Raw genomic sequence first — 24,108 nt, 5'->3', positions numbered from 1 at the left:
TGTACCTTCCCTGCGTGGAGCTGCACTGTTAACGTCGGGACGAGAATTCGTTTCAGTTTCGTGCGGGAAGGTGTCCATGACCGCTACCGCTACCGCCGCCGACGAACTGCCGCGCGGAGTACCGCCGTCCATGGTCGAGCGCATCACGCTGATCCTCGACGCGTTTCCCTCCAGGATCACCAGGCTCACGCTGGAGGACATCACCAGGCTCACCGGGCTGCCCCGGTCGAGCGCGCACCGCATTCTCGACCAGCTCGTCCGGCTGCGATGGCTCGAACACGGCGCCACCGGCTACGGGCTCGGCAGCAGGGCCATCGGGCTCGGCGGTGGCGACCAGGCGCACGCGGCGATCCGGCACGCCGCCGCGCCGTTGCTGCACGAACTGGCCCTGCGCACGGGCATGGTCGTGCACCTGGCGGTACGCAGTGGCGCGGAGGTCGTCTACCTCGACAAGGTAGGTGGCCGGTTCGCCTCGGCCGTGCCTTCGCGGGTCGGCGCGTCGGCGCCAGGGCACTGCACGGCGCTGGGCAAGGCCATGCTGGCCTGGCTGGAGCCCGAGGCTGTCGACGGCCTTTACCCGCGAACGCTGGGAAGGCGGACTGAGCGCACCATCGGCAGCCTCGGCCTTTTCCACAGGGAGCTCGACCGGGTTCGCAGGCGCGGTGGTCTCGCGTTCGAGCGTGGCGAGTGCTTCCCTCACATCGCGTGTGTCGCGACGGCGGTTCGCGGTCCGGACGGTCCGGTGGCGAGTATCTCGCTGGTCGGCACCGACACCACGCCGCTGGAGCGGGTCGCCCCGCTCGCGATCGACGCGGCTCGCAGGGTGTCCGGCGCGCTGCTGCCCGAACCGGTTCCTTTCGCGCCCGAGAACTCTGGCGTCCGGCGGGCGATCGGGTGAGGAGGCACGCGCATGCGGCAATGGACCCACGACTGCGACGTTCTGGTGATCGGGTCGGGCGGAGGTGCCCTCACCGGCGCGTACACGGCGGCGAAAGCGGGACTGTCCGTCGTCGTCGCCGAGGCCACCGGCTTCGTCGGTGGCACGACGGCCTATTCAGGTGGCGGCATGTGGTTGCCGTGCAACGCCGTGCTGCGCCGCGCTGACAACATTGACACCACCGACACCATCGAGGCCGCGAGGACGTATTACCGGGCCGTCGTCGGTGACCGCACGCCGAGGAGCCTCCAGGACGCGTTCGTCGGCAACGGCGCGGCGCTTGTCGATCACCTCGAAGCCGACGACGCGCTGGCTTCGCAGTGTCTCGCTCAGCGGTCAGCACACTCGCCCAGCCACCGCCGCCGGTAGGGTTTGCCGGTACTTGGACGATCGACCGCGTGGGGGCCCGATGCCGCGAATCGGCGAGGTACGAGCGCCCGCGGAGCCGCATTCGCCGACACAGCAGGCTCGGGTCCGGCGGATACTGCGTGCGGCGGCCAGGCTCGGCGGCGAGTACGAGCTGGATCACGTGCAAATGCAGGAGGTCGCGAAGCAGGCCAGCGTCGCGATCGCGACGTTGTACCGCTACTTTCCGTCCAAGACGGAGTTGTTCACCGCCGTCATGGGGGACCAGCTCGACCGGCTCGCAGAGGACACCCTGGGCTCATTCGCGCATTCCAAGGTATCTGGGGTGTCCACAGTGGATTGTTCAGGCGTAAGGGGATCGCGGGAAGCCGTCGCGGCCCTGCTCGTCGAGGCGGGAAGGCGGCTGCTGGCGAGACCACTGCTGGCCAGAGCGATGATCCAGTCGAACAACGCGGCACACGCGGGAACGAGCGCCGAAGCCGATCGCAACGACGACAAACTCGGGCGGATCGTGTTGCTGGCACTGGGTATCGGTGACCCGGTCGGTGAGGACGTGCGGATCGCGCGGCTGCTCGTGCATTGCTGGCACGGCTCTCTGATGCGGTGTCTCAACGGGAGGATGGAACCGGCCGAGATGGCAGCCGACGTGCGCGTGGCCTGCCGCATGTTGTTGCGTGAGCGCGAGCCTTTCCGTTAGCGAGGTCAGTGGGGTACGGCGGCACGGATGACCTTGCCGGTCGCGTTGCGGGGCAACGGTTTCTTCGTGAACCGCCAGACGGAGGGAACCTTGTAGTAGGCGAGGTTCGCCGAGGTGAAGTCGTGGAGTTGCCGCTGGTTCACCTGGCCGGTTTCCTCGCGCGTCACGACGACGGCGACGACTCGCTGACCGTACTCGGGGTCGTCGGCGCCGAGTACGACGCACTCCCGCACCGCGGGATGTTCGGCGATGACGGCCTCGACCTCAGCGGGGTAGACGTTCTCGCCACCCCTGATGATGAGATCCGAGCGCCGGGCCGTCAGGCGCAGCCTGCCCCCGGACACGACGCCGATGTCGCCGGTGCGCAACCACCTTTCCGCGTCGAGCGCGGCCGAGGTGGCGGCCGTGTCGTTCCAGTAGCCGACCATCACGTACTGGCCGCGCACGCAGATCTCGCCTTCGGTGTCCTCGGGAAGCCGCCTGTCCCGCTCGTCCCTGATCTCCAGCTCCATCCCGATGACCGGACGGCCGAGCGTGCCAGGGGATTCGGCGAGATCACGGGGTGAGGCGACCGTGACACCTGTGCTCGATTCGGTCAGCCCGTAGCTGTCGACCAGCGTCGCGGCGACCGAGGGCAGCGCGGCGCGGAGCCGGTCCTTGAACCGCGCCGACGAGGGGGCCGAGGCGAGCGCGAACGACGTCAGTGAGGAAAGGTCGTAGCCGTCGAGGTTCCCGTGTTCGAGCAGGCGCGCCGCCATCGTCGGAACCGCGCCCCAGTTGGTGACCCGCTCCCGCTCGATCAACCGCAGCACGCGCTCGGCGTCGAAGGTGCCACGGTGCAGTACGACCGTGCTTCCCGTCGCCAGCCGGGGAACGGCGAGGTTGTGCAGGCTCGCGATGTGGAACAGCGGCGAGGTCAGCAGGTACCGGCGGGCGGCGGGTGCCGCGCCGAGCGCGGCGGCTACGGCGTCGGTGAAGCGGTGGTACTCGATGACCGCGCACAGGTTGCGGTGCGAGTGCACGACGCCCTTGGGCGTGCCGGAGGTTCCGCTCGTGTAAAGGATCGTGGCCGGATCGTCCTCCGCGATGTCCCGGCAGGGCAGCGGCGCGCCCTCGTGCGCGGCCACGAGCGCGGGCAGATCCGTTTCGATACCGAGGACCGGGATCGTCTCGGCCGCCGTTGGCCCGCGGTGGTCGGCGGCGCGCTCGGCGTCGGCGAAGACGAGCGAGGGCGCGCAGTGCCGCAACGCGAACCCGACCTCGCGCCGGGACCACCATGCGTTGAACCCCGCCGCGACGGCGCCGATCGAGACGGTCGCCCAGAAGGCGATGATCCATTCCGGACAGTTCTTCGCGAAGATGGCGACCCTGTCGCCCTTGCCGATGCCGTAGTCCTCGCGCAGGGCCGTGGCGAGAGCGGCGACCGCGTCGGCGTGCTCGGCGAATCCGATGCGGCGCGTGTCCGTGACGAGGTAGTCGGCTCCGGTCACCGTGCCGGAGGCGGTCAGCACGTCGGCGAGTGAGCGGGCCCTGTTCCTGAAGACCGGTGTCGGTACGCCGAGCACGGGCTCCTCGGTGAGTTCGAAGGGCCCGCCGGGTCCGGTGAGCGCGGCGGTGACATCGGCGAGATCCTGCCCGGTGTGCGTGCTCATGAGGATTCCTCCCGTGCGGGACGGTGTTCTCCCGTGATACGCACCCTCGCGAAGCGTTGCCACACCGCTTCCCGGTGAGCAGGATCGTCGCTGTGCCCGAGCAGGCAAGCCGGACACGATGGGTACGTCCCGAGCGGCGAGAACGGAGAATTCGTGACCACGAACCGGCACCCCGACGTCCTCCGGCCAGCGAAGCTCGGCCCGGTGACGTTGCGCAACCGGGTGATCAAGTCTGCGACCTACGAGGGGCTCGCGAAACGCGGCATGGTGACCGACGAGCTGATCGACTTCCACGTCCAGCCCGCGGCGGGTGGCGTGGGGATGACCACGGTCGCCTACTGTGCCGTCTCACCGGATGGCAGGACGCACCGCGATCAGATCGTGTGGACTCCCGATGCCGTGCCGGGGCTGCGGGCGCTGACCGACGCGGTGCACGCGGAAGGGGCCGCGGTGTCCGCCCAGATCGGGCACGCGGGCCCGGTCGCCAACGCCAAGGCGAACGGGCTGCCTTCGCTGGCGCCGAACGCGCGATTTCACGCGACCTCCATGAGTATCGCGAGGAAGGCGAGTGTCGCCGATCTGCGCGCCGTGGTTGCCGCGCACGCCAGGGCGACCAGGATGGCGATCGATACCGGCTTCGACGCCGTCGAGGTCCACATCGGACACAACTATCTCGCGAGTTCGTTTCTCAGTCCCCGGCTCAACCGGCGCAAGGACGGCTACGGTGGCAGCCTCGCGAACAGGGCGCGACTGGCGAGGGAGATCCTGCGCGCGGTGCGCGAGGCGGCGGGAGGCAGGATCGCCGTGCTCGCCAAACTCAACATGGACGACGGTGTTCCCGGCGGGTTCTGGCTCGACGAGGCCGTCACGGTGGCGCGGTGGCTGGAACGTGACGGCACCGTCGACGCGCTGGAACTGACAGCGGGCAGTTCGCTGGAGAACCCGCTGTACCTGTTTCGCGGTGACGTGCCGATGAGGGAGTTCGCCGCCGCGATGCCGCCGCCGGTCAGGCTCGGCGTGCGGCTGGCAGGGCGGCTGTTGTTGCGCGAGTACCCCTATCACGACGCCTACCTGCTGGATAGCGCGCGACAGGTGAGGGCGGCCGTGGCGCTGCCGCTGGTGTTGCTCGGCGGCGTGACCGGCAAGGCGACCATGGATCTGGCGATGGCGGAGGGCTTTCAGTTCGTCGCGATGGGAAGGGCGCTGCTGCGGGAGCCCGACCTGGTCGCCAAGATCGAGCGCGACGCGGGAACCAGGTCGTTGTGCGTGCACTGCAACAAATGCATGCCCACGATCTACGAGCGCTCCGGTACTCGCTGCGTGCTCGTGCCACGTGGTTAGCGAAGACCCGGACGACGGCGGTAGCATTTCAGATGTTCACATCATTGCGATGATATGAGTATCTTGAAGGTATCGTCCGGGGAAGGGGCAGGTCATGGCGACGCGGCATCTGTACGTGGTGAGGCACGGGGCTGCCGACCCGTTCGGCGAGCTGACCGAGGCGGGGGAGCGGCAAGTCGAACTGCTGGCCGGTCGGCTCGCGAAGCTGCCGGTCGATGCCGTGTGGCATTCCCCGTTGTCGCGCGCGGTGGCCTCGGCGGAGATCATCGGCAAGCGGCTCGCGGGAGTCCCCGTGCGCGAGGCCGCCGAATTGATCGACCACGTGCCGTTCGTGCCGGAAGATCCGCCGCCCGCGTGGCGTGGCTTCTTCGACGGGTACGACAGGGACGAAGCCGCGGCCGGTGCCGCCAGGGCCGCCGCGTTGCTCGAACGGTTCGCGCTTCCCGCCGACGGCGAGTCGCACGAGGTTCTGGTGACGCACGCGTATCCGGTGGCGTGGCTGGTGCGCCACGCCCTCGGCGCCCCTGCCGAGCGCTGGATGGGACTGAACTGCGGGAACACCGCGCTCACGGCGATCGACTACTACGATGGCGCCGCGCCGAATCTGTTGCTGTACAACGACATGGGGCACCTGCCGGTCGAGCTGCGGTGGACCGGGTTCGGAGCGGGAACGCGCCCCTGAGCCCGGAACCGCTCAGTTCCCGTCCTCGGCGTTCGCGCGGACCTTCGCCCTCCCGGCGTCGAGCCGTTCGGCGTCGTCGCGGCGGGAACGGTCTCCCGAGACGTCGTCGGCCCAGGCGAGCAACCGGTGTGGGTACTCCTCGGTCGTGCCGCTGACGACGGGTGCGGCACCGAGCGCGACCCGCCCGGTGCCGCCGTCGACGGTCACGAGCGTGCCTTCCCGGATCGTGTGCCCCGCGACCGTGATCGTGCCGTGCACGTCGTCGACGGTGAGCCCGGAAATACCGACGACGGCTGGCTTTCCCAGCGACCGCGCCACCACGGCGGCGTGACTCGCGGCTCCGCCTCTGGCGGTGATGATTCCCTTCGCCGCGGCCAGTCCGCGCATGTCGTGCGGTGAGGTCTCCGGGCGCGCGAGGATCACCTCGCCGTCGGCGGCCATCCGGACGGCCGTCTCGGTCGTCGTCGCGATCATGCCGACGGCCACGCCGGGACTCGCTCCAGCCCCGGAGGCGAGAACGTCGGCCGACGGCGCGATGCGGGGTGTGCGAGCGAGCTCCAGGTGCCGTGGTGAGACCCGCAGCAGTGCTTCGGAGCGCGTGATGAGCCGCTCGTCGGCGAAGTCGACGGCGCAGCGCACGGCGGCCGCGCCGGTGAAAAGCGCCCTCCGGGTTTGCAGCAGCGAGAGTTCGCCCTTCTGATAGGTGAATTCGACGTAGGCGGGTTCGCGGTAACCGGCCTCGATCCGGCGCAACGCACCGAGTAGTTCCGCCCACACGGCGGGTTCGCGTCGCGCGAGCGCGGACAGGGGCAGTGGCGTCGTCCTTCCGGACACGACGTCGTCGCCCTGCCCGCCGAACAGCACGTCGCCCGAGGGCGTGTTCTCGCCGGTTCCGGGGTCGCGGCTGAAGGCGACGCCGGTGCCGCTGCGCTCGTCGCGGTTGCCGAACACCATGGCCTGCACGATCACGGCGGTGCCGAGGTCGTCGTCGATCCCGTGTAGTTCGCGGTAGGCGCGGGCCCGAGGCGTGTTCCACGAGGTGAAGACGGCGTCGATCGCCAGTTCCAGTTGCCTCGCCGCGTCGTCGGGAACCCAGTGGTCCCACCGGGTTCCGGTGTCGTGCCCGGCCGCCGCGAAGGTGGTCAGGAACCGCCGTCGTGAGTCGAGAGCGAACCGGGTGTCGCCGGTTTCCTCGGCCAGCTCGGCGGTGGCCTCGGTGGTGAGGCCGAGGCCGAGCACGGTGTTCATCATGCCGGGCATCGACACGCTCGCACCGGACCTGACGGACACCGCCAGCGGCGGTGTCCCGCCGAGGCGGCGGCCGGTCGTGGCTTCAAGACCGGCGACGGCGGTTGTGAGTTCTTCGGCGAACCCGGCGGGATGGCGTCCTTCGGCGAGGAACGCGCGGCACGCCTCGGTGGTGACGACGAACCCCGGCGGGACGGGCAATCCCAGGCGCTGGAGCAGCATCAGGCCGTGCGCCTTGGCGCCGACGAGTTCCGGGGAGTCAGTGCACAAAGGACTGATAGGGCGGATGAAGATCATCGCGGAATTCCCAGTGTGGCAAGCAAATCCTCGTGCAGTTCGGCCCACACCGTGTGATAGGCGGCCGTGTCGTCGGCGACGTACTCCAGTTCGCCGCCGAAGGCGCGATCGAGAGCACCGGCGAGCCGGGCCCGGTACCTGCCGAAGCGGGGCAATGCCGCCTCCAGCGCCGAGAGCACCGGGCCGGTCCGCTCGTGCAGGTCGGCGAAGCGGTCGAGGACGCGCGCGTCGTAGGCGTGGTCGTCGTGGTCGTTGACCGCCGGTACTCCGTCGACCGGCCGCAGTTGCCACGCCGTGCACAGGTCGAGCAGTTCGGGGTTGAGCACGAGGAAGCGTTCGTAGCCCGCCGTCACCTCGGCGCGAGCCCCCGCCGACTCCAGCTCCCGTGCGATCCGCGCCGCGTCGGCGGCGCGGCCCGCGTTCGTCAGCCCCCACGCCCCGAACTCCCGCGTCACGAGCCCCGTCGCCGCGAGGTCGATCAGCACTGATTCGGTTTCGAATTCGGAGAGGCCGGTCGCCCGCGCGAGGCGGGCGGTGCCGGAGTAACCACCGCAGCGCAGGGCGTGCAGCACTGGCAGTTCGGCGCGGGTCATGCCGATGCTCCGCGAGACCGGGCGGTCGGTTCGGCGGTCGCGGCGGCGTGCCCCGCGCCGCCGCGACCGCGGCTTCTGGCGACGATGGCGCGCTCGTGGACGCGGACCGCCGCTTCGGTCTCGTCGCCGGTCTCGTCCACTCCGGCTGCCGCCGCGATCGCGGCGTGATCGTCGACGACCAGCTTCAGCCCGTCCCAGGCGTGGGAAGGGCGTGCCCCGCGCAGGCAGGCGACGAGGTCGCCGATCCGCAGCCGCACGAGGGCGCCGGTGTTCGCCGGATCGCCGGTGACGACGGCGACCGTCACCCGCTCGCCCCGCTTCGCCGCGCGGACGGCCTCCTCGGCCGCGGACAACCGTGCCGCGCCGAGTACCACGACCACGCCGTCCTCCGCGACGTCGAAGGACTCACCGGTGATCTGGTCGGTCATGCGGGCGGGAGGTGTCCAGGCATCCCGGCACGGGGTGGCGGGCTCGACGTAGGGCAGGTGCGCCGGAGCCCACGTGTCGCCGAGGTCGAGGCTGGCCAGGTGCTCGACGGCACGCGCGTGGTCGAAAGGGTCGCCGAAGCCGGGCGCCAGCTCGGCCATGGCGCTTGCCCCGTTCAGCGATGTCAGCGCCAGTTCGGCCACCCGAACGCGCCGGGGACCACTCGGCTCGGCCGCTTCGAGGGCGAGTGCGAGCAGCAACGCCTCCAGGTGGGCGAGCTGCGTCAACACCAGGCGCCCGTGGTCGTCGTCGATGACACCGGTCAGTGAGTGCGGGCGCGGCCGGCCTTCGCCGGCGAGCGGCAGTCGCTCCAGCCAGGTCCTGGCGAACGCGCCCAGCACCTCGCTCGCGAAGGCCGGTCCTTCTGGCGAGACCGGGGAACCGTGATCCTGGGTCCCGGCCAGCTCGACGAGTACCGCAAGGTACAGCGCCCGCTTGCCGGGGAAGTTCGAGTACACGGCGCCCCGGGTCAGCTCCGCCCGCTCCGCGATCCGGTCGATCTTCGCCACCGCGTACCCGTACTCGACGAACTCCTGTCTCGCCGCGGCCAGCACCATCGCGCGCGTGCGCGCTCGCTGCTGGACCCGGGTCAGCCGAGTCATCACCGCTCCTTTCATCGACGACGCGTGCGCAATACCCTCAACATCCAGATGCTAGCATCATCTAAATGATGCGAACATGTGAATTGCGCGGTGAAGGTGAGGACGGCGGACATGGCTGAATACGCGTTCCAGACCAAGGGACTGGTCAAACGATTCGGCAAGACCACCGCGCTCGCCGGGGTCGATCTGCGCGCGCGCCAAGGGACCGTGCTCGGCGTGCTGGGGCCCAACGGCGCGGGAAAGACCACGACCATCCGCGTGCTGGCGACCCTCACCGGTTTCGACGAAGGTGCGGCCCACGTCGGCGGCTTCGACGTCGTCAGGGACGCGGCGAAGGTACGGCGGCTGATCGGGCTGACCGGGCAGTACGCCACCCTCGACGAGGAGCTGACGGGCCTTGCCAACCTCGTCCTGATCGGACGGCTGCTCGACCTGCGAAGGCCGGACGCCGTGCGGCGAGCGGAAGAACTGCTCGACCGGTTCGGGCTCGCCGAGTCCGCGCGGCGGCCGGTCGCCACCTATTCGGGAGGGATGCGCCGCCGCCTGGACCTCGCGGCCAGCCTCGTCGGCAGGCCGAGCATGGTGTTCCTCGACGAACCTTCCGCCGGGCTCGACCCCGGCAGGCGGGAGCAGCTGTGGGGGATCATCCGCGAGCTGACCGCCGACGGGGCGAGTGTCCTGCTGACCACGCAGTACCTCGAAGAAGCCGACGCGCTTGCCGACGAGATCGCGGTCATCGACAACGGCCGCGTCATCGCGCACGGAACCCCACCCGAGCTGAAACGCGTCGCGGGCGGCAGGACCATCGCCGTCCGGCCACGAGATCCCGGCCGTGCCGGCGACGTTGCGCACATCCTCGCCGAGGTGACGGGAAACGCGGTCGAGCGCACCCGGCGGGAACTCGTCGTCCCCGTCACCGGTACCGACAGCGCCGTGTTCGAGGTGGCGCGACGCCTTGAGCGGCAAGGAATCGCGCCGGCCGAATTCTCGCTGCGCCTGCCGAGCCTCGACGACGTCTTCTTCGCCCTCACCGGCGAACCCGGCACCGACCCGACCGAGAAGACCGACCCGACCGAACAGACCGATACGACCGAGAAGGGCCGCGCATGACCGGCACGACCATGGACCAGTCCGTACTCTCGCCGTCCGGCCCCAGACTGGCGGGCCTGCTGAGGCACAGCCTCGTTCTCGCCAGGCGAAGCCTCGCCAAGTCCGCGCGCGATCCCGGGGCTCTCGTCAACGGCGTCCTCACCCCGGCGCTGTTCCTGCTGCTGTTCGTCTACCTTTTCGGTGGCTCCGTCGCCGGATCGACCGATGACTATCTGCACTACTTGTTTCCGGGGATCGTCGCCATGGGAGCAGGACTGTCCGGAATGCTCTCCAGCGGGCTCAGCATCAACATCGACAGGAAGAAAGGCGTGTTCGATCGCTTCCGCAGCCTTCCCATCGGCCGGTCCGCGCCCCTGCTCGGCTCGATCATGGCCGATCTCGTCCGCTACGTCATCACCGTCGCGCTGCTGTTCGGGATCGGCTACCTCATGGGCTTCCGCGTCCAGACCGGTCTCGGTTCCGTGCTCGCGGCGGTAGCGCTGGTTCTGGCCTTCGGCTTCTGCCTGAGCTGGGTCACCGTCTTCCTCGGTGTCCTCGTGCGCGACGAAGGGGCCGTCATGGCCTTCGCGTTCATCGCCTTCATCCCGCTCATGCTCGGCACCAGTCTCGCCGCGCCCGTCGACACGCTTCCCGGCTGGCTGCAAGCCTGGGCGGACGTCAACCCGGTCAGTCACGCCATGGACGCGGCACGCGCCCTGCTGTCCGGAACGCCGGTGGACGGCTCGGTCGCTCTGACGCTCATCTGGTCGGCGATCATCCTCGCCGTCTTCTGCCCGCTGTCGCTGGCCGCCTACAACAGGGGAAGCTGACGGCGCGGGATGTCACCCGCGTTCGGCGGCCACCAGCTCGCGGGCCGCCGGGGCGACCTCGTTCGCGAACACCTCGATCGGTGTCGCCTCGTCGGCGGCCAGGATGAAGGCGCTGATCCCGTGATCGAGCGTCAGCCCGGCCAGTTCCTCCGCCCATTGCCGGGGAGGGCCGGTGAGCAAACCGGTTCCCTGCCGGGTGAACTCGCCCGAGATGTTCAGCAGCCTGCGCACGGCGCCGGTGTCGCGGCCCTCGGCGAGCGCGGCCTCGTCGATCCGCGCGTTGAGCTTCGTGAGGTCGCCCGGCCCGCCCGGCAGGTAGGACAGCGAGGGCAACCAGCCGTCGGCGCGGCGTCCAGTGAGTTCGAGCATCCTCGGCTTGTAGGCCCCGAGCCAGATGCCGATGGGATGCGCCGGAGCGGGCCCGCGCTTGGCGCCCTTGACCCGGTGGTAGGTCCCATCGACCCGGGCACCTCCCGGTTCGCCCGTCGCCCACAGTTCCCTGACGACGTCGATCGCCTCGCCGAGCGCGACGACGGCTTCACCCGGCCCGATGCGGTCGCCGCCCATGGCCTCGATACCGTCCCAGAACGCGCCCGCGCCGATGCCCAGTTCGAACCGTCCTCCGCTGAGCAGGTCGAGGCTGGCAGCGGCGCGCGCGAGCACCGCGGGCTGGCGCAGCGGGAGACTGAGCACGTTGCCGGCAAGCCGGATCCGGCTGGTGCGGGCGGCGGTGTAGGAGAGCAGGGTCAGCGTGTCGTGGAACTTCGCGACGTAGGGGTGGTCTTGGAAGGTGGCGAGATCGAGTCCCGCCCTTTCGGCGATCTCGGCGAGGTCGACCGCGTGGGTCACCGGCTGTGCCGATGGCGTGATGAACGCTCCGAAGAGCAGGTCGTGCCCATAGTCGGTCATCGTGGAGCTCCCTCGCCGCCGTCCTCTTTGCTCACCATGTCCTCCGGCAGGCTACGCGCGATGGAGGTTGTCCTGCCACGTACCCGTTTGTGAACATCCACAATGGACGACCAGGCCCCGTCTCCCTTCGACCGGAAGGGAGACGGGGCCCGGGTCAGGCTTCGGCCGGTTCGGGGCTGAGCCGTTCCGCCGAGATGGCGGGGATCGACGCGGTGATCACCGAGCCGTCCTCGCGGCGGGTGCCGCGAATGTCGCTCGTGGTCGGCGCGGCCTCGGTCAGGTGAGGGCCCTGGTGGCCGAGCGCGACGACGGCGGGGGAGTCCATGACCACCTTGACCTGTTCGCCGCGCACCCAGAACTCAGCGCCCGTTCCCGTTTCGACGGTGAAGCTCATCGATTCCCGAGCCAGCCTGATCCGCACCCTGGTTCCGCGCACCGTGACCCGGAAGGTGAGTGCCTGCCAGCCTTCCGGAAGCCGGGGATCGAAGGTGAGCTGACCGCCGTGATCGCGCATGCCGCCGAAGCCGCACACCAGCGCGCTCCAGATTCCGCCTGCCGAGGCGACGTGAATCCCGTCCGAGGTGTTGTGGTGCAGATCGGCGAGGTCGACGAACAGCGCCGACCGGAAGTACTGCTCGGCGAGTTCCGCGTATCCGACCTCGGCCGCCATGATCGACTGCGCGACCGCCGACAGTGACGAGTCGCCCGTGGTCAGCGCGTCGTAGTACTCGAAGTCCTTGCGCTTCTCCTCAAGGCTGAACTCGTTGCCGTGCAGGAAAAGCGCCAGCACGACGTCAGCCTGCTTGAGTACCTGGAACCGGTAGATGACCAGCGGGTGATAGTGCAGCAGCAGCGGGCGCTTCGACGCGGGGGTCTGCTCCAGGTCCCACACTTCCTTGTCGAGGAAGTGGGAATCCTGCGGGTGCACGCCCCTGTGCGCGTCGTAGGGGATCCACATCGCGTCGGCCGCCGCGCTCCACTCGCGAAGCTCGTCGGCGGTGAGTGAAAGCCGCTGCACCATGCGCTCGTGCGCGCCGGGGTTTCCCGTCCTGAGCGCCTCGCACGCCGCCACCGCGGCACGCAGATTCGCCCGCGCCATGATGTTGGTGTAGAGGTTGTCGTTCACGACGGTCGTGTACTCGTCGGGACCGGTCACCCCGTCGATGTGGAACTGCTCGTCGCCGTGTGTCCGCCAGAAACCGAGATCAGCCCACATCCGAGCGGTCTCGACGAGAATGTCGATTCCGCCCCGCACAAGGAAGTCCTCGTCACCGGTGGCGGCGACGTACTGCACGAGCGCGTGGGAGATGTCGGCGTCGATGTGGTACTGCGCGGTCCCCGCCGCGTAGTACGCGGAGGATTCGAGACCGTTGATGGTGCGCCACGGGAAGAGCGCGCCGCGCTGGTTCAGTTCCCTCGCCCGCTCCCTGGCGCGATCGAGGGTGCCGAGCCGGAACCTGAGCGCGTTGCGGGCGGCGACGGGAGAGGTGTAGCTCAGGAAGGGCAGCACGTAGATCTCGCTGTCCCAGAAGTAGTGCCCCTCGTATCCGGTTCCGGACAGTCCCTTGGCCGGAACCCCGGCGCCGTCGGCGCGTGCCGTCGCCTGCGCGAGCTGGAAGAGGTTCCACCTTGTCGCCTGCTGGAGCGAGGGCTGGCCGTCGATCTCGACGTCGCAGCGCCGCCAGAAGTCGGCCAGCCATTCCCGCTGTGCCAGCGCGATGTCGTCGGCGCCCCGTTCAGCGGCCCTGTCGAGGGTGCGCTCGCAGCGGTCGCCGAGTTCCCTCGGCGGCACGCCGCGCGAGGTGTGGTAGGTCATCGTCTTCACGAGCCGGACGGGTTGCCCCGCCACGGCTTTGACCCGGTAGACGTGCTTGGCGAGATCGTCACCGAGCTGTGAGGACTGGCTCCACGCGTTGGCCGTGACGAGCTGATGGTCCATCCCGCAGGTGATCGTCATGCCCGAGTTGGTGGTGCGGTAGCCGAGCAGGTACCGCGTGCCGTCGACGTGCTTGAGTTCCGGTCGCAGCACCCGCTGGGTGAACGCGGCGGCCTTCCTCGGGTCGAAACCGTCGGCCGGTTCGCGCGGCGCGGGCTCGTCGGCGCCGTCCTGCCGGTTGAGGATCTGGCTGGAGATCAGGACGTTCGCGTCGGAGTCGAGCATCGTGACCTCGTAGTCCATGACCGCGAGGTGCCGGTCGGTGAAGGACACCAGGCGCCGCGAGCGGATCAGAACCCGCTTGCCCGACGGCGTCCTCCACTCGATCTCCCTGATCAGGGCGCCCTCGCGGAAGTCGAGTCTGCGGGTGTAGGCGAGGATGTCGGATTCGCAGATCACGAACGGTTCGTCGTCGACGTAGATCCGGATGATCTTGGCGTCCGGGGCGTTGACGATCGTCTGGCCCACCTTCGCGAAACCGTAAGCCTCCTCGGCGTGCCGGATCGGCCAGGTTTCGTGGAAGCCGTTGACGAAGGTGCCGAGAGTTTCGCCCTCTCTGCCTTCGTCGAGGTTGCCTCGCAGTCCCAGGTAGCCGTTCCCCACGGTGAACAGGCTTTCGCAGCGCCCTTGCGTGGCGCGATCGAACTCGGTTTCGACGAACGCCCATTCGTCGATCGGAAACCGGGTTCGATCAAGGGTTTCGGTGATCGGGTTCATTCCTCGCTCTCAGAGTGCTGCGGAGTCTGGCTGACTGTGGAGGTGGGCCGGTGCGAACGCGGGTACCAGCTCGGCGAGGTCGTCGACGACCACGTCGGCTCCCGCTGCGCGCAGGGTCTGCTTCCCCGCGCCCCTGTCGACGCCGACGACGAGGCCGAACGAGCCTGCGCTGCCCGCTTCGACGCCGGACTGGGCGTCTTCGACCACGACACACGCGCCGGCCGCAAGGCCCAGTCGCGCGGCGGCGGCGAGATAGGTGTCGGGTGCGGGTTTGCCGGGAAGCCCCTCGCGCGCGGCGACCATGCCGTCGACGACGATGCCGAACCGGTGCCGGATACCGGCCGCTTCGAGTACCGCGACGGCGTTGCGTGAGCTGGACACCACGGCGACCAGCAATCCCGCTTCGACCGCCGCGTCGAGGAAGGCGAGGGAGCCCGGATACGGCGTGACCCCGTTCTCCTCGATTTCGGCGAAGAACAGGTCGTTCTTCCTGTTGCCGAGGCCGTGGACCGTCTCGGCCTCTGCCGGGTCGGCAGAGTCACCTTCGGGGAGGGTGATCCCGCGTGAGGTCAGCAGCGCGCGCACTCCGTCGTACCGGGCCTTGCCGTCGATGTGATCGAAGTAGTCGGCGTCGGTGTAGCCGGCCGCCCCCTTCTCCATCAGCAGCGGGGTGAACAGGCGCGCCCACGCGCGCATGTGCACCTCGGCCGTGGGGGTGAGGACACCGTCGAGGTCGAGCAGCAGCGCACCGAAGCCGGTGAGGGCAGGCGTGCCCGGAGGAGCAGTGGTCACAGTGTCTCTCCAGAGAAGGGATGGGTCGTGCGTTGCGCGAAGTATAGTGATCAACTTGTGCTGCCGACGCCCAGCTGGGCAATCGGGAACCGCCACCATAATCGATGCCGGACAACCGTCATTACGGGCTTCGGCGCGTCCCGCGAATCGGCAATTGTCGATACGGCGACCCGTATTGTCCTGGCAGGTGGGAGGGCCTTCCCGGGTGCGCTTCGCTCCCGAATGCCTTGTTCAGCACGGTGAATGCACGAACGTGCGGACCGCCGCCGTGCGGGGAAGAGGCCGGAAGGGGAGGCGAGCGGCCGGAAAAAACCGGGTGTGGGACCCTGTCGGCGAACTGTGTTCCTCGCATGGCGGAAGCCGGACCCGCACACCGTCGTGGCCGGGCGGAATTGTCGCGGGCTCCTGTTCGGCGCGTAATGGAAAATGGTGCTCGCGGATTTCCGGAACGCGAATCAATCGCTTTCGGGGCGCTCCCCGGTGACCTCGGCCCACAGTTCGTCGACGGCCGGATCACCGGCGGTGATCCCCATCGTCTGCGCCGCGAGCAGCCGCCCCGTCGCCACGAGGTGCTCATGCATGGTTCGCCTCGCGCCGCCGGGATCACCGCCGGTGATGGCGGCGACGATGGGCCGGTGCTCGTCGGCGATCGCGGCCAGCGAGCGCGCCTCGACCGTGGTCCCCGGCCCGATGAGCCTCGTCTTCTCCCGCAGGCCCCTGACGACGGTGGCTGCCTGCCGGTTGCCCGCCGAGGTGAGGATCGTCTCGTGCAACGCGTGATCGTGTGCCCAGAACGCCGGTTCGTCGGCCCGCGCGGCGGCGGCGGCGAGAGCGGTCATGGTTTCCCGCAGTGCCGCCGCCACCTCGCTCTCCGCGCGCAGGGCGACCGTGGCCGCCGCTGAGGGCTCCAGCGCGATCCTGACGGCGAAGATCTCCACGATCTCCCTTCCGGACGGCACGACGATCCGGAATCCCCTGTTGCGCTCGAAGCTGACCAGCCCGGCCGCTTCGAGCTTCAGCAACCCGTCGCGGACGGGGGAGCGGGAGATGCCGAGTGCCTCCGCGACCTGGTAGACGGAGTACAACTCGCCCTCGCGCAGTTCCCGCCTGCGCACCATGCCGTGCACGCTGTCGATCACCTCGTCGGTGAGCGAGCGGCGGCGGCCGATGCGTTCTCCCGTGTGCAGGACCTCAGGCATGGCGACATCCTACGGGGAGCCCGGCGCGGCGGTAGGTAACATGTTACGTGTGACTAATTCTTCCGCGCCGTCCGCGCTGCGCCGCCGCCTGCTTCGCGAGGGCCTGCGCGACGTGCGGACCGACGACACCACGCGAGCCGCCTACTCCAGCGACGCCTCGCTGTACCGGGTGCTGCCGACGGCCGTCGCCTTTCCCGAGCGCGAGGCCGACGTCGCCGCCGCGGTGACGACGGCGGCGGAGTTCGGGCTCGGCGTGACCGCACGAGGAGCCGGTACCTCGGTCGCGGGCAACGCGATCGGCGACGGGCTGGTGCTCGACCTCTCCCGGTACTTCGGCGGCGTCCTCGATCTCGACGCGGAGGCGCGCCTTGCCCGCGTTCGCCCCGGTCTCGTCCACGCGTCACTGCAACGCGCCGCAGCGCCGCACGGCCTGCGCTTCGGGCCCGATCCCTCGACCCACACCAGGTGCACCATCGGCGGCATGATCGGCAACGACGCCTGCGGAGCCCGCGCGCTCGGCTACGGCCGTACCGCCGACAACGTCGCCGAGTTGACCGTGATCACCGGAACCGGGCAGCCGCTTCGGACCAGCAGGCTCGGTGACCGTCCTACCGCGACGGGGTGCCAGAGCGGGCAACGCTCGCTGCGGGAACTCGTGGCAGGTGGCCTCGGCGAGCTGCGCACCGAACTGGGCAGGTTCGGCAGGCAGATCTCCGGCTACGCGTTGCACCGATTGCTGCCGGAGAACGGGTTCGACCTCACCGGGCTGTTCGTCGGCAGCGAGGGCACTCTCGGCATCGTCACCGAGGCGACGGTGCGGCTCGTGCGCGATCCGGCGCACCGCGTGCTCGTGGCGCTGGGCTACCCGGACCTCGCCGCCGCGGCTGAGGCGACCGCGCACGTGCTGCCGTTTCGCCCGCTCGCCTGTGAGGGCATCGATTCCCGCATCGTCGGCGTCGTGCGCGAGCGCAAGGGACCGGGCGCCGTGCCCAGTCTGCCGGAGGGGCGCGGCTGGCTGCTGATCGAACTCGGGGGAGACGAACCCGGCGAGGTCCTTGAGCGGGCCACCGCGCTGGCCGACGGCGCCGACGCGATCGAGAGCAGGGTCGTCACCGACCCTGGCGAGCAGGCCGTGCTGTGGCGGATCAGGGAGGACGGCGCCGGGCTCGCGGGAAGAGCACCCTCCGGTAAACCCGCGTGGGCTGGCTGGGAGGACGCGGCGGTGCCGCCCGACCGGCTCGCCGCATACCTCAGGGCCTTCGACCGGCTGCTCACCGAGCACGGGCTCACCGCGATGCCCTTCGGTCACTTCGGCGAGGGATGTGTCCACGTCCGCATGGACTTCCCGCTCGATGCCGAGAACGGGACCTCGGCGTTTCGCCGGTTCCTTCTCGACGCCGCCGACCTCGTCGCCGAGCACGGCGGCACGCTCTCCGGCGAGCACGGCGACGGAAGGGCGCGCGGCGAACTGCTGCCGAAGCTGTACTCGCCGAGGATGCTCGCCCTCTTCGCGGGAACCAAGGCGATCCTCGATCCGCGTGGCGTGCTCAACCCCGGCGTGCTCGTCGACCCTCGCCCGCTCGACGCCGATCTCAGAGTGCCCTCGGCGAGGCGCCCGGTGACCCCGCTCGCGCTCGGCTACCCCGGCGACAGCGGGGATTTCTCCTCGGCCGTGCATCGCTGCACCGGTGTCGGCAAATGCCGGTCCGTCGTGCGCGGGCCCGGCGTCGTGATGTGCCCCTCCTACGAGGCGACCAAGGAGGAGAAGGACTCCACCAGGGGAAGGGCGCACGTGCTGCAAGAGATGCTGAACGGCGAACTGGTCGGCGGCTGGCGTTCGCCCGCGGTGACCGAGGCGCTGGACCTGTGCCTTTCCTGCAAGGGCTGCGCGTCCGACTGTCCTACCGGAATCGACATGGCCGCCTACAAGGCCGAAGCCACCTACCAGGCGTACAAGGGCAGGCCACGCCCCCGCTCGCACTACACCCTCGGCAGGCTGCCGATGTGGGCGAACCTGGCCAGGTTCGCGCCGAGGCTGGTCAACGCCATGCTGCGGCTGCCGCTGGTGCGCCGCGCCGCGCTCGCGCTCGCCGGGGTCGATCCGCGCAGGGAGATCCCGCCCTTCGCGCGGCACACCGCGAGGGCGAGCACGCGGGAACTCGTCGCGCACGGCCCAGCGGAAAACGGAAAGCCGGTCGTGGTGTTCCTCGACAGCTTCACCGACCATTTCGCCGGAGACCTCGCGGCCGACGTACTCACCGTGCTGCGCGCGGCGGGATACGCGCCGAGGCTGACCGGGCCCGAGGTCTGCTGTGGACTCACCTGGATCTCCACCGGACAGCTCGACACCGCGCGGCGCAAGCTCGCGACGTCCGTCGAAGCGCTCGACGCCGCCGTCAGTGCCGGTGTTCCCGTCGTCGGTATCGAACCTTCCTGCACCGCGGCGTTGCGGCACGACGCCGTCGACCTGCTCGGCACGGACGCGGCCCGCCGGGTCGCCGGTGCCGTGCGCACCCTCGCCGAACTGCTCGGCGACGATCCGGACTGGACCCCGCCCGACCTGCGCGGGGTCGAGGTCGTGGCCCAGCCGCATTGCCATCAGCACGCCGTCATGGGCTGGGAGGCCGACGCCGCGCTGCTCGCCGACGCCGGAGCCGACGTGTGCAGGCTCGGCGGCTGTTGCGGCCTCGCTGGCAACTTCGGCGTCGAACGCGGTCACTACGAGGTGTCGGTCGCGGTGGCGGGACAGCACCTGCTTCCCGCGCTCGACGAGGCGAGCCCCGGCGCGATCTTCCTCGCCGACGGGTTCTCCTGCCGCACTCAAGCGGCGGATCTGCGGGGACGCGAAGGGCTGCACCTCGCGCAGGTGCTCCGCCGCGCCGCCGGAACCAGCCTCACCCGGACGAGACCACCGGCGGGCGAGTAGTGGGTGACCCGCCGATGATGGACCGGTGGTCGCCACGGTAGGGGACGAGTCGTCCCAGCCTTCAGCCACGGCAGAGCTGAGCCGCGGCCGCATCAACCTCGTCTTCGTCACCGTCGTGCTGGGCACGCTGCTCGCCGCATTGGATCAGACCATTGTGTCGACGGCGTTGCCGACGATCGTCGCCGAACTCGGCAGTGCCGGTCACATGGCGTGGGTCGTCACCTCCTACATCCTCGCCTCCGCCGTGTCGACGGTGCTGGTCGGCAAGTTCGGTGACCTCTTCGGCCGCAAGATCGTCTTTCAGCTCGCCGCCGTCGTGTTCATCGCGGGCTCGATGGTGTCGGGGCTGGCCGACAGTATGTTGGTCCTGATCATCGCCAGGGCGGTGCAGGGCATCGGTGGCGGCGGGCTGATGGTGACCGCGATGGCGCTCATCGCCGACGTCATCCCCCTGCGCGAGCGCGGAAAATACCAGGGAGCGCTCGGCGCCGTCTTCGGCATCACCACGGTGGTGGGGCCGCTGATCGGCGGGCTGTTCACCGACCACGCGTCGTGGCGCTGGTGCTTCTACGTCAACGTTCCCATCGCCATCATCATGGTCGCGATGGCCGCGAGGACCATCCCCGCGGTGAAGACCACGAAGCGGCCCGCGATCGACTACGCGGGCATCGGGCTCGTCGCGCTCGGCGTCGTGGGGCTCGTGCTCGGCCTCGAATGGGGCGGCGACGAATACCCGTGGGGTTCGCCCGTCATCATCGGCATGTTCGCGGGATCGGTGGTCCTGCTCGCGCTGTTCGTGCTCGTCGAACGCCGCGCCAAGGAACCGACGCTGCCCATGAGCCTGTTCCGAGGCCCGGTTTTCACGGTGTGCTCCGTGCTCAGTTTCGTGGTCGGATTCGGGTTCCTCGGCGCCATGACGTTCCTGCCGACCTACATCCAGTACGTCGACGGCGTCTCGGCCACCATGTCGGGGCTGCGCACGCTTCCCATGGTGATCGGCTTGTTCACCACGTCGATCCTCTCCGGCAACGTGGTCGGCAAAACGGGGCGATACCGGTACTTTCCCGTCGCGGGGACAGCCGTCATGGCGGGCGGTCTCTACCTGATGTCCACTATGGACGCCGATACCGGGTTCTGGATCCAGTCGCTGTACATCTTCGTGTTCGGGCTCGGTATCGGGCTGAGCATGCAGGTGCTGACCATCGTCGTGCAAAGCACCGTCGCCTACGCTCAGCTCGGCGCGGCGACCTCAGGGGTCACGTTCTTCCGCACTCTCGGAGGGGCGTTCGGCAGCGCGGTGTTCGGCGCGCTGTACTCCGATCAGCTCGGCCCCAGACTCGGTGCCGCGCTGGCCGAGACTCCCGGGGTGCCGCCCGCGATCGCGCAGTCACCGCAGGCGCTCAAAGACCTTCCCGAGGCGGTGCGGGCACCCATCGTGGACGCCTACGCCACGACACTGGGGCACGTGTTCGCCTGGGGTGTCGTCGTGATGCTCGTCGGGTTCGTCACGTCCCTTTTCCTCAAGCAGGTTCCGTTGCGGGACACGGCAAGGGCCGCCGCGAGCGACGTGGGCGAAGGGTTCTCCGCTCCCGATTCCCGCGACGACGTCAAGCACCTGGAGCGCTCGATCTCCGGGCTGGTCAGAGCGGAAGGGCCTGGGCTCGGCCGACGCGTGCTCGCCGCGTCGGGAAGCACGCTGAGCCCAGGGCAGGCATGGGTGATCGGCCAGGTCTACGCCCGGCTCTCGGTCAGAGGCGAGGCGACACTGACCGCCATCGCCGAGGCGCGCCACATTCCCGCCGAGGTACTCGCGCCCGGCTTCACCTCCGTTGCCGAAGCGGGCTATCTGACCATCGAGGAGGGAGAGCGGCTGACGCTCACCCCCGCCGCGCGCCGCGAACTCGACCTTGTGCTCGCCGCGTGGCGCCGCTGGCTCGACGAACGGCTCGACGACTGGAGCTGTGACGACGAATCCGACCGCGCCCGGTTGCGGCAGGCCGTGCACAACATCGCCAACGAGCTGCTGCTGGACGCGGAGCGGCAACGCCACCGGCACGCGGCGCTCGCGGGCTGAAAGCGGTGCGCCGTCAGTTCTGCTCGCGGGCCACGGCCGCCAGCCTGCGCCGGAGGTGGTCGCGTTCCGGTTCGGTGCGGGCGAGTTCGAGCGCCCTCCGGTAGGACTCGGCCGCTTCGGCCGGCCTGCCGAGACGGTGCAGCAGATCCGCTCTCGCCATCGGAAACGGGTGGTACTCCCGCAACTTCGGCTCGTCGGCGAGTTCGTCGAGCAGGGCCAGGCCCGCCTCCGGGCCGTCGCGCATCGCCACCGCCGCGGCACGGTTCATCGCGACGACCGGGGAGGGGGTGATGGTCAGCAGCACGTCGTAGAGCGACACGATCTGCGGCCAGTCGGTGGTCGCGACGTCGGCGGCCTCGTCGTGCAGGGCGGCGATCGCTGCCTGCACCCCGTAGCCGCCGGGTGGGCCTCCGGTCAGCGCGCGATGGACAAGGCCCCTGCCTTCCTCGATCATGGCGCGGTCCCAGCGGCCCCTGTCCTGGTCTTCGAGCAGCACGAACTCGCCGGACTCGCCGCAGCGCGCCTCGCGCCTCGCGTGTATTAACAGCAGCAACGCCAGTAGTCCAGCGACGTCGCGTTCACCCGGCAGCAGGCGGTGCAGGATGCGGGTGAGCCTGATGGCTTCCCCCGCGAGGTCCGCGCGTTGCAGGTGCGGTCCCGAACTGGCCGCGTAGCCCTCGGTGAAGATCGAGTACACGACCTGGAGCACGCACGGCAGCCGCCGCGCCCACTCCGCGCCTTGGGGAACGCGGAACGGGATCCGGTTCTCCTTGATCTTGCGCTTGGCCCTCACGATGCGCTTGGCCATGGTCGCCGTCGGCACGAGGAAGGCTCTCGCGACCTCGGCGGTGGTCAGGCCCGCGAGGCAGCGCAGGGTCAGCGCGATCCTGTCCTCGGCGAGCAGGGCGGGATGGGCGCAGGTGAAGAACAATTGCAGTCGTTCGTCCGGCAGTTCGGCACCCCGGTCGTCGGCGATGGCGAGGACGCCGGGTTCGGCCCGTTCGGCGTCGACACGCATGACAGCCAGCTTCGCCGCGAAGGTCTGGTCGCGGCGGAGCCGGTCGACCGCCTTGCGCCGGGCGGTGGTCAGCAACCACGCGCCCGGCTTCGCGGGGACGCCGTCGGCGGGCCAGCGCACGAGCGCTGCCTCGATCGCGTCACCGGTGACGTCCTCGGCGAGGTCGAGGTCGCCGAACGTGCCGACGAGCGAGGCGAGCAGCCGGCCGCGCTCCTCGCGGAACACCGCCTCGATGGAAGCCATGGGCGCGGGTGCTCCGGAGGGCACGACCGGCTCCGGCACAGCCCTACGCTCCGAAGTCCGCGACGGGGCGCACCACGACCGCGCCGCTGCCGCGCGCCCCTGGGCAGCGCGCCGCCCAGTCCAGCGCCACGTCGAGGTCGGGTACGTCGATCACGTAGAAGCCGCCGAGCAGCTCACGGGTTTCCGCGAACGGCCCGTCGGTCACGGTCGGAGTCCCGTTCTCGTCGACCCGCACCGTGGTGGCCGTGACGAGGTCGGCCAGCGATTCGCCGCTGACCCAGATCCCGGCTTCCCTGACCTCCTTGTCGTAGGCCATCCAGTCCTCGACGGTGCATTCGGCCGCGCCGCCATTCTCGTCGACCGCATCCGTGTTGATCAGCAGCAGGTACTTCATCGTCGGTCTCCCTCTGTGTTCCATCGCCTGCGAACAGTCGTGATGTCGTGCGGCGGTCTTGCCTCACGACATCACGACGGACGGGACTCGTCCACAAGGACACCTCGTCGCGAGAAACTTCGGGGAGTTTTCCGGTGCGGCTCAGCCGCGTGCGCCCGCGTCGGGGAACACGACTCTCCGGAAGGCCCAGAACCGGAAGAACATCGCGAGCAGTACGCCGAGTATCTGTCCCGTCACGAAATTGGCGACGGCCTGCACCAGCGGGCTGACCGAGGGAACCCGGAGGTCGAGTACGTACAGCGAGATCGCCTGCGGCAGTACCGTGAGCCCGACGCCGATCGCGCTGCACAGTACGAACAGCGCGATCTCGGCAGGCCGTTTCCTGCCGCCCCTGGTGCGGAAGGACCATTCACGGTTGAGCAGGTAGGACACCACGGTGGCCACCACGACCCCGATGACCCTCGCGGTGAGCGGTTTCTCGCCAAGAACGGTCAGCTTCAGCGCGTAGACGATGCCCGTGTCGATGATCCAGGTCGTGCCTCCGACCAGTGCGAACCTCAGAAACTCCCGGTGCTGCGCGACGGCGGCACGGAAAGCCTCCGACGCGCGGACCAGTGCGAGGGGAACGGACGACACCAAGCCAGTCTACGGTCGGGCCGGTGAGGACGACGTTCGTGCCGGATTGTCCTGTTCGTGCTTGGTGTCGGAATTCACTCCCCGTGAGTACCGGCGGGCGGGGGGGGGGGGGTACCCGTCGTTCGGCGGTCCGAAGTGGACTGCCGGAAGGGTCCGGTCTCAGCGCGCGCCGGGCCGCCAGCTGTCGAACAATGCCTCGATCGACGCGGCGGCGTCGTCGGCATCGGTCGCGGGGCCGGACTCCGGTGCGAGCATCGTGTCCGGATCGTCGGTCACCGCCCATTGAGATTCGGGAAGCGGTACGCCGGAGTTCTGCGTCCCGTTGTCAGCGGCCGCCGTGGCGGCACCCGCGGCGAGCCATCCGGCCGCGATCAGCGCCAGCACACCGGCTCTGAATGCTGTGTGAGACGACATCCGGCAGTCCTTTCTCGGGAGGGATGAACC

At 69.6% G+C, this 24,108-nt stretch carries 21 protein-coding genes; 9 read left to right on the top strand and 12 right to left on the bottom strand.

Going from position 1 to position 24,108, the window contains the following annotated elements; all coding sequences use genetic code 11:
* The first annotated feature begins 76 nt into the window (after positions 1–76).
* The 3 genes from BAY61_RS19295 to BAY61_RS19285 are packed head-to-tail and all read left to right on the top strand — an operon-like array spanning position 77 to position 2,000.
* Positions 77–898, top strand: coding sequence for an IclR family transcriptional regulator (locus BAY61_RS19295; protein WP_211323536.1), 822 nt, complete (start codon positions 77–79; stop codon positions 896–898).
* A 12-nt stretch (positions 899–910) separates the two neighbouring features.
* Entirely contained in the window at positions 911–1,306 is a 396-nt protein-coding gene (locus BAY61_RS19290; RefSeq protein WP_091808301.1) for an FAD-binding protein, read from the top strand.
* A gap of 40 nt (positions 1,307–1,346) precedes the next feature.
* On the top strand, positions 1,347–2,000 hold the full coding sequence (locus tag BAY61_RS19285; protein WP_091808303.1) for a TetR/AcrR family transcriptional regulator: 654 nt from the start codon (positions 1,347–1,349) through the stop codon (positions 1,998–2,000).
* Between the two features lie 5 nt (positions 2,001–2,005).
* Here the strand turns inward: BAY61_RS19285 and casG are convergent, their stop codons facing one another.
* The gene (gene casG, locus BAY61_RS19280) at positions 2,006–3,652 is read right to left on the bottom strand and encodes a steroid-24-oyl-CoA synthetase (RefSeq protein WP_091808305.1); all 1,647 of its coding nucleotides are present in this window, start codon (positions 3,650–3,652) and stop codon (positions 2,006–2,008) included.
* Positions 3,653–3,805: 153 nt separating this feature from the next.
* Between casG and BAY61_RS19275 the strand changes: the two genes are divergently transcribed.
* Complete coding sequence (locus BAY61_RS19275) at positions 3,806–4,993, top strand: NADH:flavin oxidoreductase (RefSeq protein ID WP_091808307.1); 1,188 nt, start codon at positions 3,806–3,808, stop codon at positions 4,991–4,993.
* A gap of 94 nt (positions 4,994–5,087) precedes the next feature.
* Positions 5,088–5,675 (top strand): histidine phosphatase family protein, encoded by a 588-nt coding sequence (locus BAY61_RS19270; protein WP_091808308.1) that lies wholly within the window; start codon positions 5,088–5,090, stop codon positions 5,673–5,675.
* A 12-nt stretch (positions 5,676–5,687) separates the two neighbouring features.
* On the opposite strand, the gene BAY61_RS19265 is transcribed toward BAY61_RS19270, so the two are convergent.
* The 3 genes from BAY61_RS19265 to BAY61_RS19255 are packed head-to-tail and all read right to left on the bottom strand — an operon-like array spanning position 5,688 to position 8,901.
* Positions 5,688–7,193 carry a pyruvate, phosphate dikinase gene (locus BAY61_RS19265; protein ID WP_245865251.1) on the bottom strand — a complete coding sequence of 502 codons (1,506 nt, stop codon included), beginning with the start codon at positions 7,191–7,193 and terminating at the stop codon, positions 5,688–5,690.
* A gap of 23 nt (positions 7,194–7,216) precedes the next feature.
* Entirely contained in the window at positions 7,217–7,813 is a 597-nt protein-coding gene (locus tag BAY61_RS19260) for a transcriptional regulator (RefSeq protein WP_091808311.1), read from the bottom strand.
* Positions 7,810–8,901 (bottom strand): TetR/AcrR family transcriptional regulator, encoded by a 1,092-nt coding sequence (locus BAY61_RS19255; RefSeq protein WP_091808313.1) that lies wholly within the window; start codon positions 8,899–8,901, stop codon positions 7,810–7,812. The genes BAY61_RS19260 and BAY61_RS19255 overlap by 4 nt, the downstream gene beginning before the upstream one ends.
* A gap of 111 nt (positions 8,902–9,012) precedes the next feature.
* Here BAY61_RS19255 and BAY61_RS19250 point away from each other — a divergent pair, with 111 nt between their 5' ends.
* Together BAY61_RS19250 and BAY61_RS19245 are read left to right on the top strand one after the other, a co-directional pair.
* Complete coding sequence (locus BAY61_RS19250; RefSeq protein WP_091808315.1) at positions 9,013–10,011, top strand: ATP-binding cassette domain-containing protein; 999 nt, start codon at positions 9,013–9,015, stop codon at positions 10,009–10,011.
* The gene (locus BAY61_RS19245; protein WP_176879823.1) at positions 10,008–10,820 is read left to right on the top strand and encodes an ABC transporter permease; all 813 of its coding nucleotides are present in this window, start codon (positions 10,008–10,010) and stop codon (positions 10,818–10,820) included. Before BAY61_RS19250 ends, BAY61_RS19245 begins: the two co-directional genes overlap by 4 nt.
* Positions 10,821–10,832: 12 nt before the next feature.
* On the opposite strand, the gene BAY61_RS19240 is transcribed toward BAY61_RS19245, so the two are convergent.
* The 4 genes from BAY61_RS19240 to BAY61_RS19225 form a co-directional block, all read right to left on the bottom strand.
* Positions 10,833–11,729 (bottom strand): LLM class flavin-dependent oxidoreductase, encoded by an 897-nt coding sequence (locus tag BAY61_RS19240; protein ID WP_091808316.1) that lies wholly within the window; start codon positions 11,727–11,729, stop codon positions 10,833–10,835.
* 154 nt (positions 11,730–11,883) lie between these two features.
* Positions 11,884–14,382: a glycoside hydrolase family 65 protein gene (locus BAY61_RS19235; RefSeq protein ID WP_091808318.1), complete on the bottom strand. Its 2,499-nt coding sequence runs from the start codon at positions 14,380–14,382 to the stop codon at positions 11,884–11,886.
* 9 nt (positions 14,383–14,391) lie between these two features.
* Complete coding sequence (locus BAY61_RS19230; protein WP_245865248.1) at positions 14,392–15,174, bottom strand: HAD family hydrolase; 783 nt, start codon at positions 15,172–15,174, stop codon at positions 14,392–14,394.
* A 455-nt stretch (positions 15,175–15,629) separates the two neighbouring features.
* Positions 15,630–16,373, bottom strand: coding sequence for a GntR family transcriptional regulator (locus BAY61_RS19225; RefSeq protein WP_091808321.1), 744 nt, complete (start codon positions 16,371–16,373; stop codon positions 15,630–15,632).
* Between the two features lie 40 nt (positions 16,374–16,413).
* Here BAY61_RS19225 and BAY61_RS19220 point away from each other — a divergent pair, with 40 nt between their 5' ends.
* Both BAY61_RS19220 and BAY61_RS19215 read left to right on the top strand, forming a co-directional pair.
* Positions 16,414–19,299, top strand: a complete 2,886-nt coding sequence (locus tag BAY61_RS19220; RefSeq protein ID WP_091808535.1) for an FAD-binding and (Fe-S)-binding domain-containing protein — start codon at positions 16,414–16,416, stop codon at positions 19,297–19,299.
* A gap of 25 nt (positions 19,300–19,324) precedes the next feature.
* On the top strand, positions 19,325–21,373 hold the full coding sequence (locus BAY61_RS19215) for an MDR family MFS transporter (RefSeq protein WP_211323537.1): 2,049 nt from the start codon (positions 19,325–19,327) through the stop codon (positions 21,371–21,373).
* 13 nt (positions 21,374–21,386) lie between these two features.
* Here the strand turns inward: BAY61_RS19215 and BAY61_RS19210 are convergent, their stop codons facing one another.
* The 4 genes from BAY61_RS19210 to BAY61_RS19195 all read right to left on the bottom strand — a co-directional run bounded on the left by BAY61_RS19210 (position 21,387) and on the right by BAY61_RS19195 (position 24,078).
* Entirely contained in the window at positions 21,387–22,634 is a 1,248-nt protein-coding gene (locus tag BAY61_RS19210) for an RNA polymerase sigma factor (RefSeq protein WP_091808323.1), read from the bottom strand.
* Positions 22,635–22,677: 43 nt separating this feature from the next.
* The gene (locus BAY61_RS19205; RefSeq protein WP_091808325.1) at positions 22,678–23,028 is read right to left on the bottom strand and encodes a YciI family protein; all 351 of its coding nucleotides are present in this window, start codon (positions 23,026–23,028) and stop codon (positions 22,678–22,680) included.
* A 141-nt stretch (positions 23,029–23,169) separates the two neighbouring features.
* Positions 23,170–23,664, bottom strand: a complete 495-nt coding sequence (locus BAY61_RS19200) for a GtrA family protein (protein ID WP_245865244.1) — start codon at positions 23,662–23,664, stop codon at positions 23,170–23,172.
* Positions 23,665–23,823: 159 nt separating this feature from the next.
* Positions 23,824–24,078, bottom strand: coding sequence for a hypothetical protein (locus BAY61_RS19195; protein ID WP_091808327.1), 255 nt, complete (start codon positions 24,076–24,078; stop codon positions 23,824–23,826).
* Between the last annotated feature and the right edge of the window lie 30 nt (positions 24,079–24,108).

The sequence above is a fragment of the Prauserella marina genome (assembly GCF_002240355.1).
Taxonomy (GTDB): domain Bacteria; phylum Actinomycetota; class Actinomycetes; order Mycobacteriales; family Pseudonocardiaceae; genus Prauserella_A; species Prauserella_A marina.
Note: the sequence above shows the minus strand (reverse complement) of the source record. Positions and strands in the feature narration are given on the sequence as shown.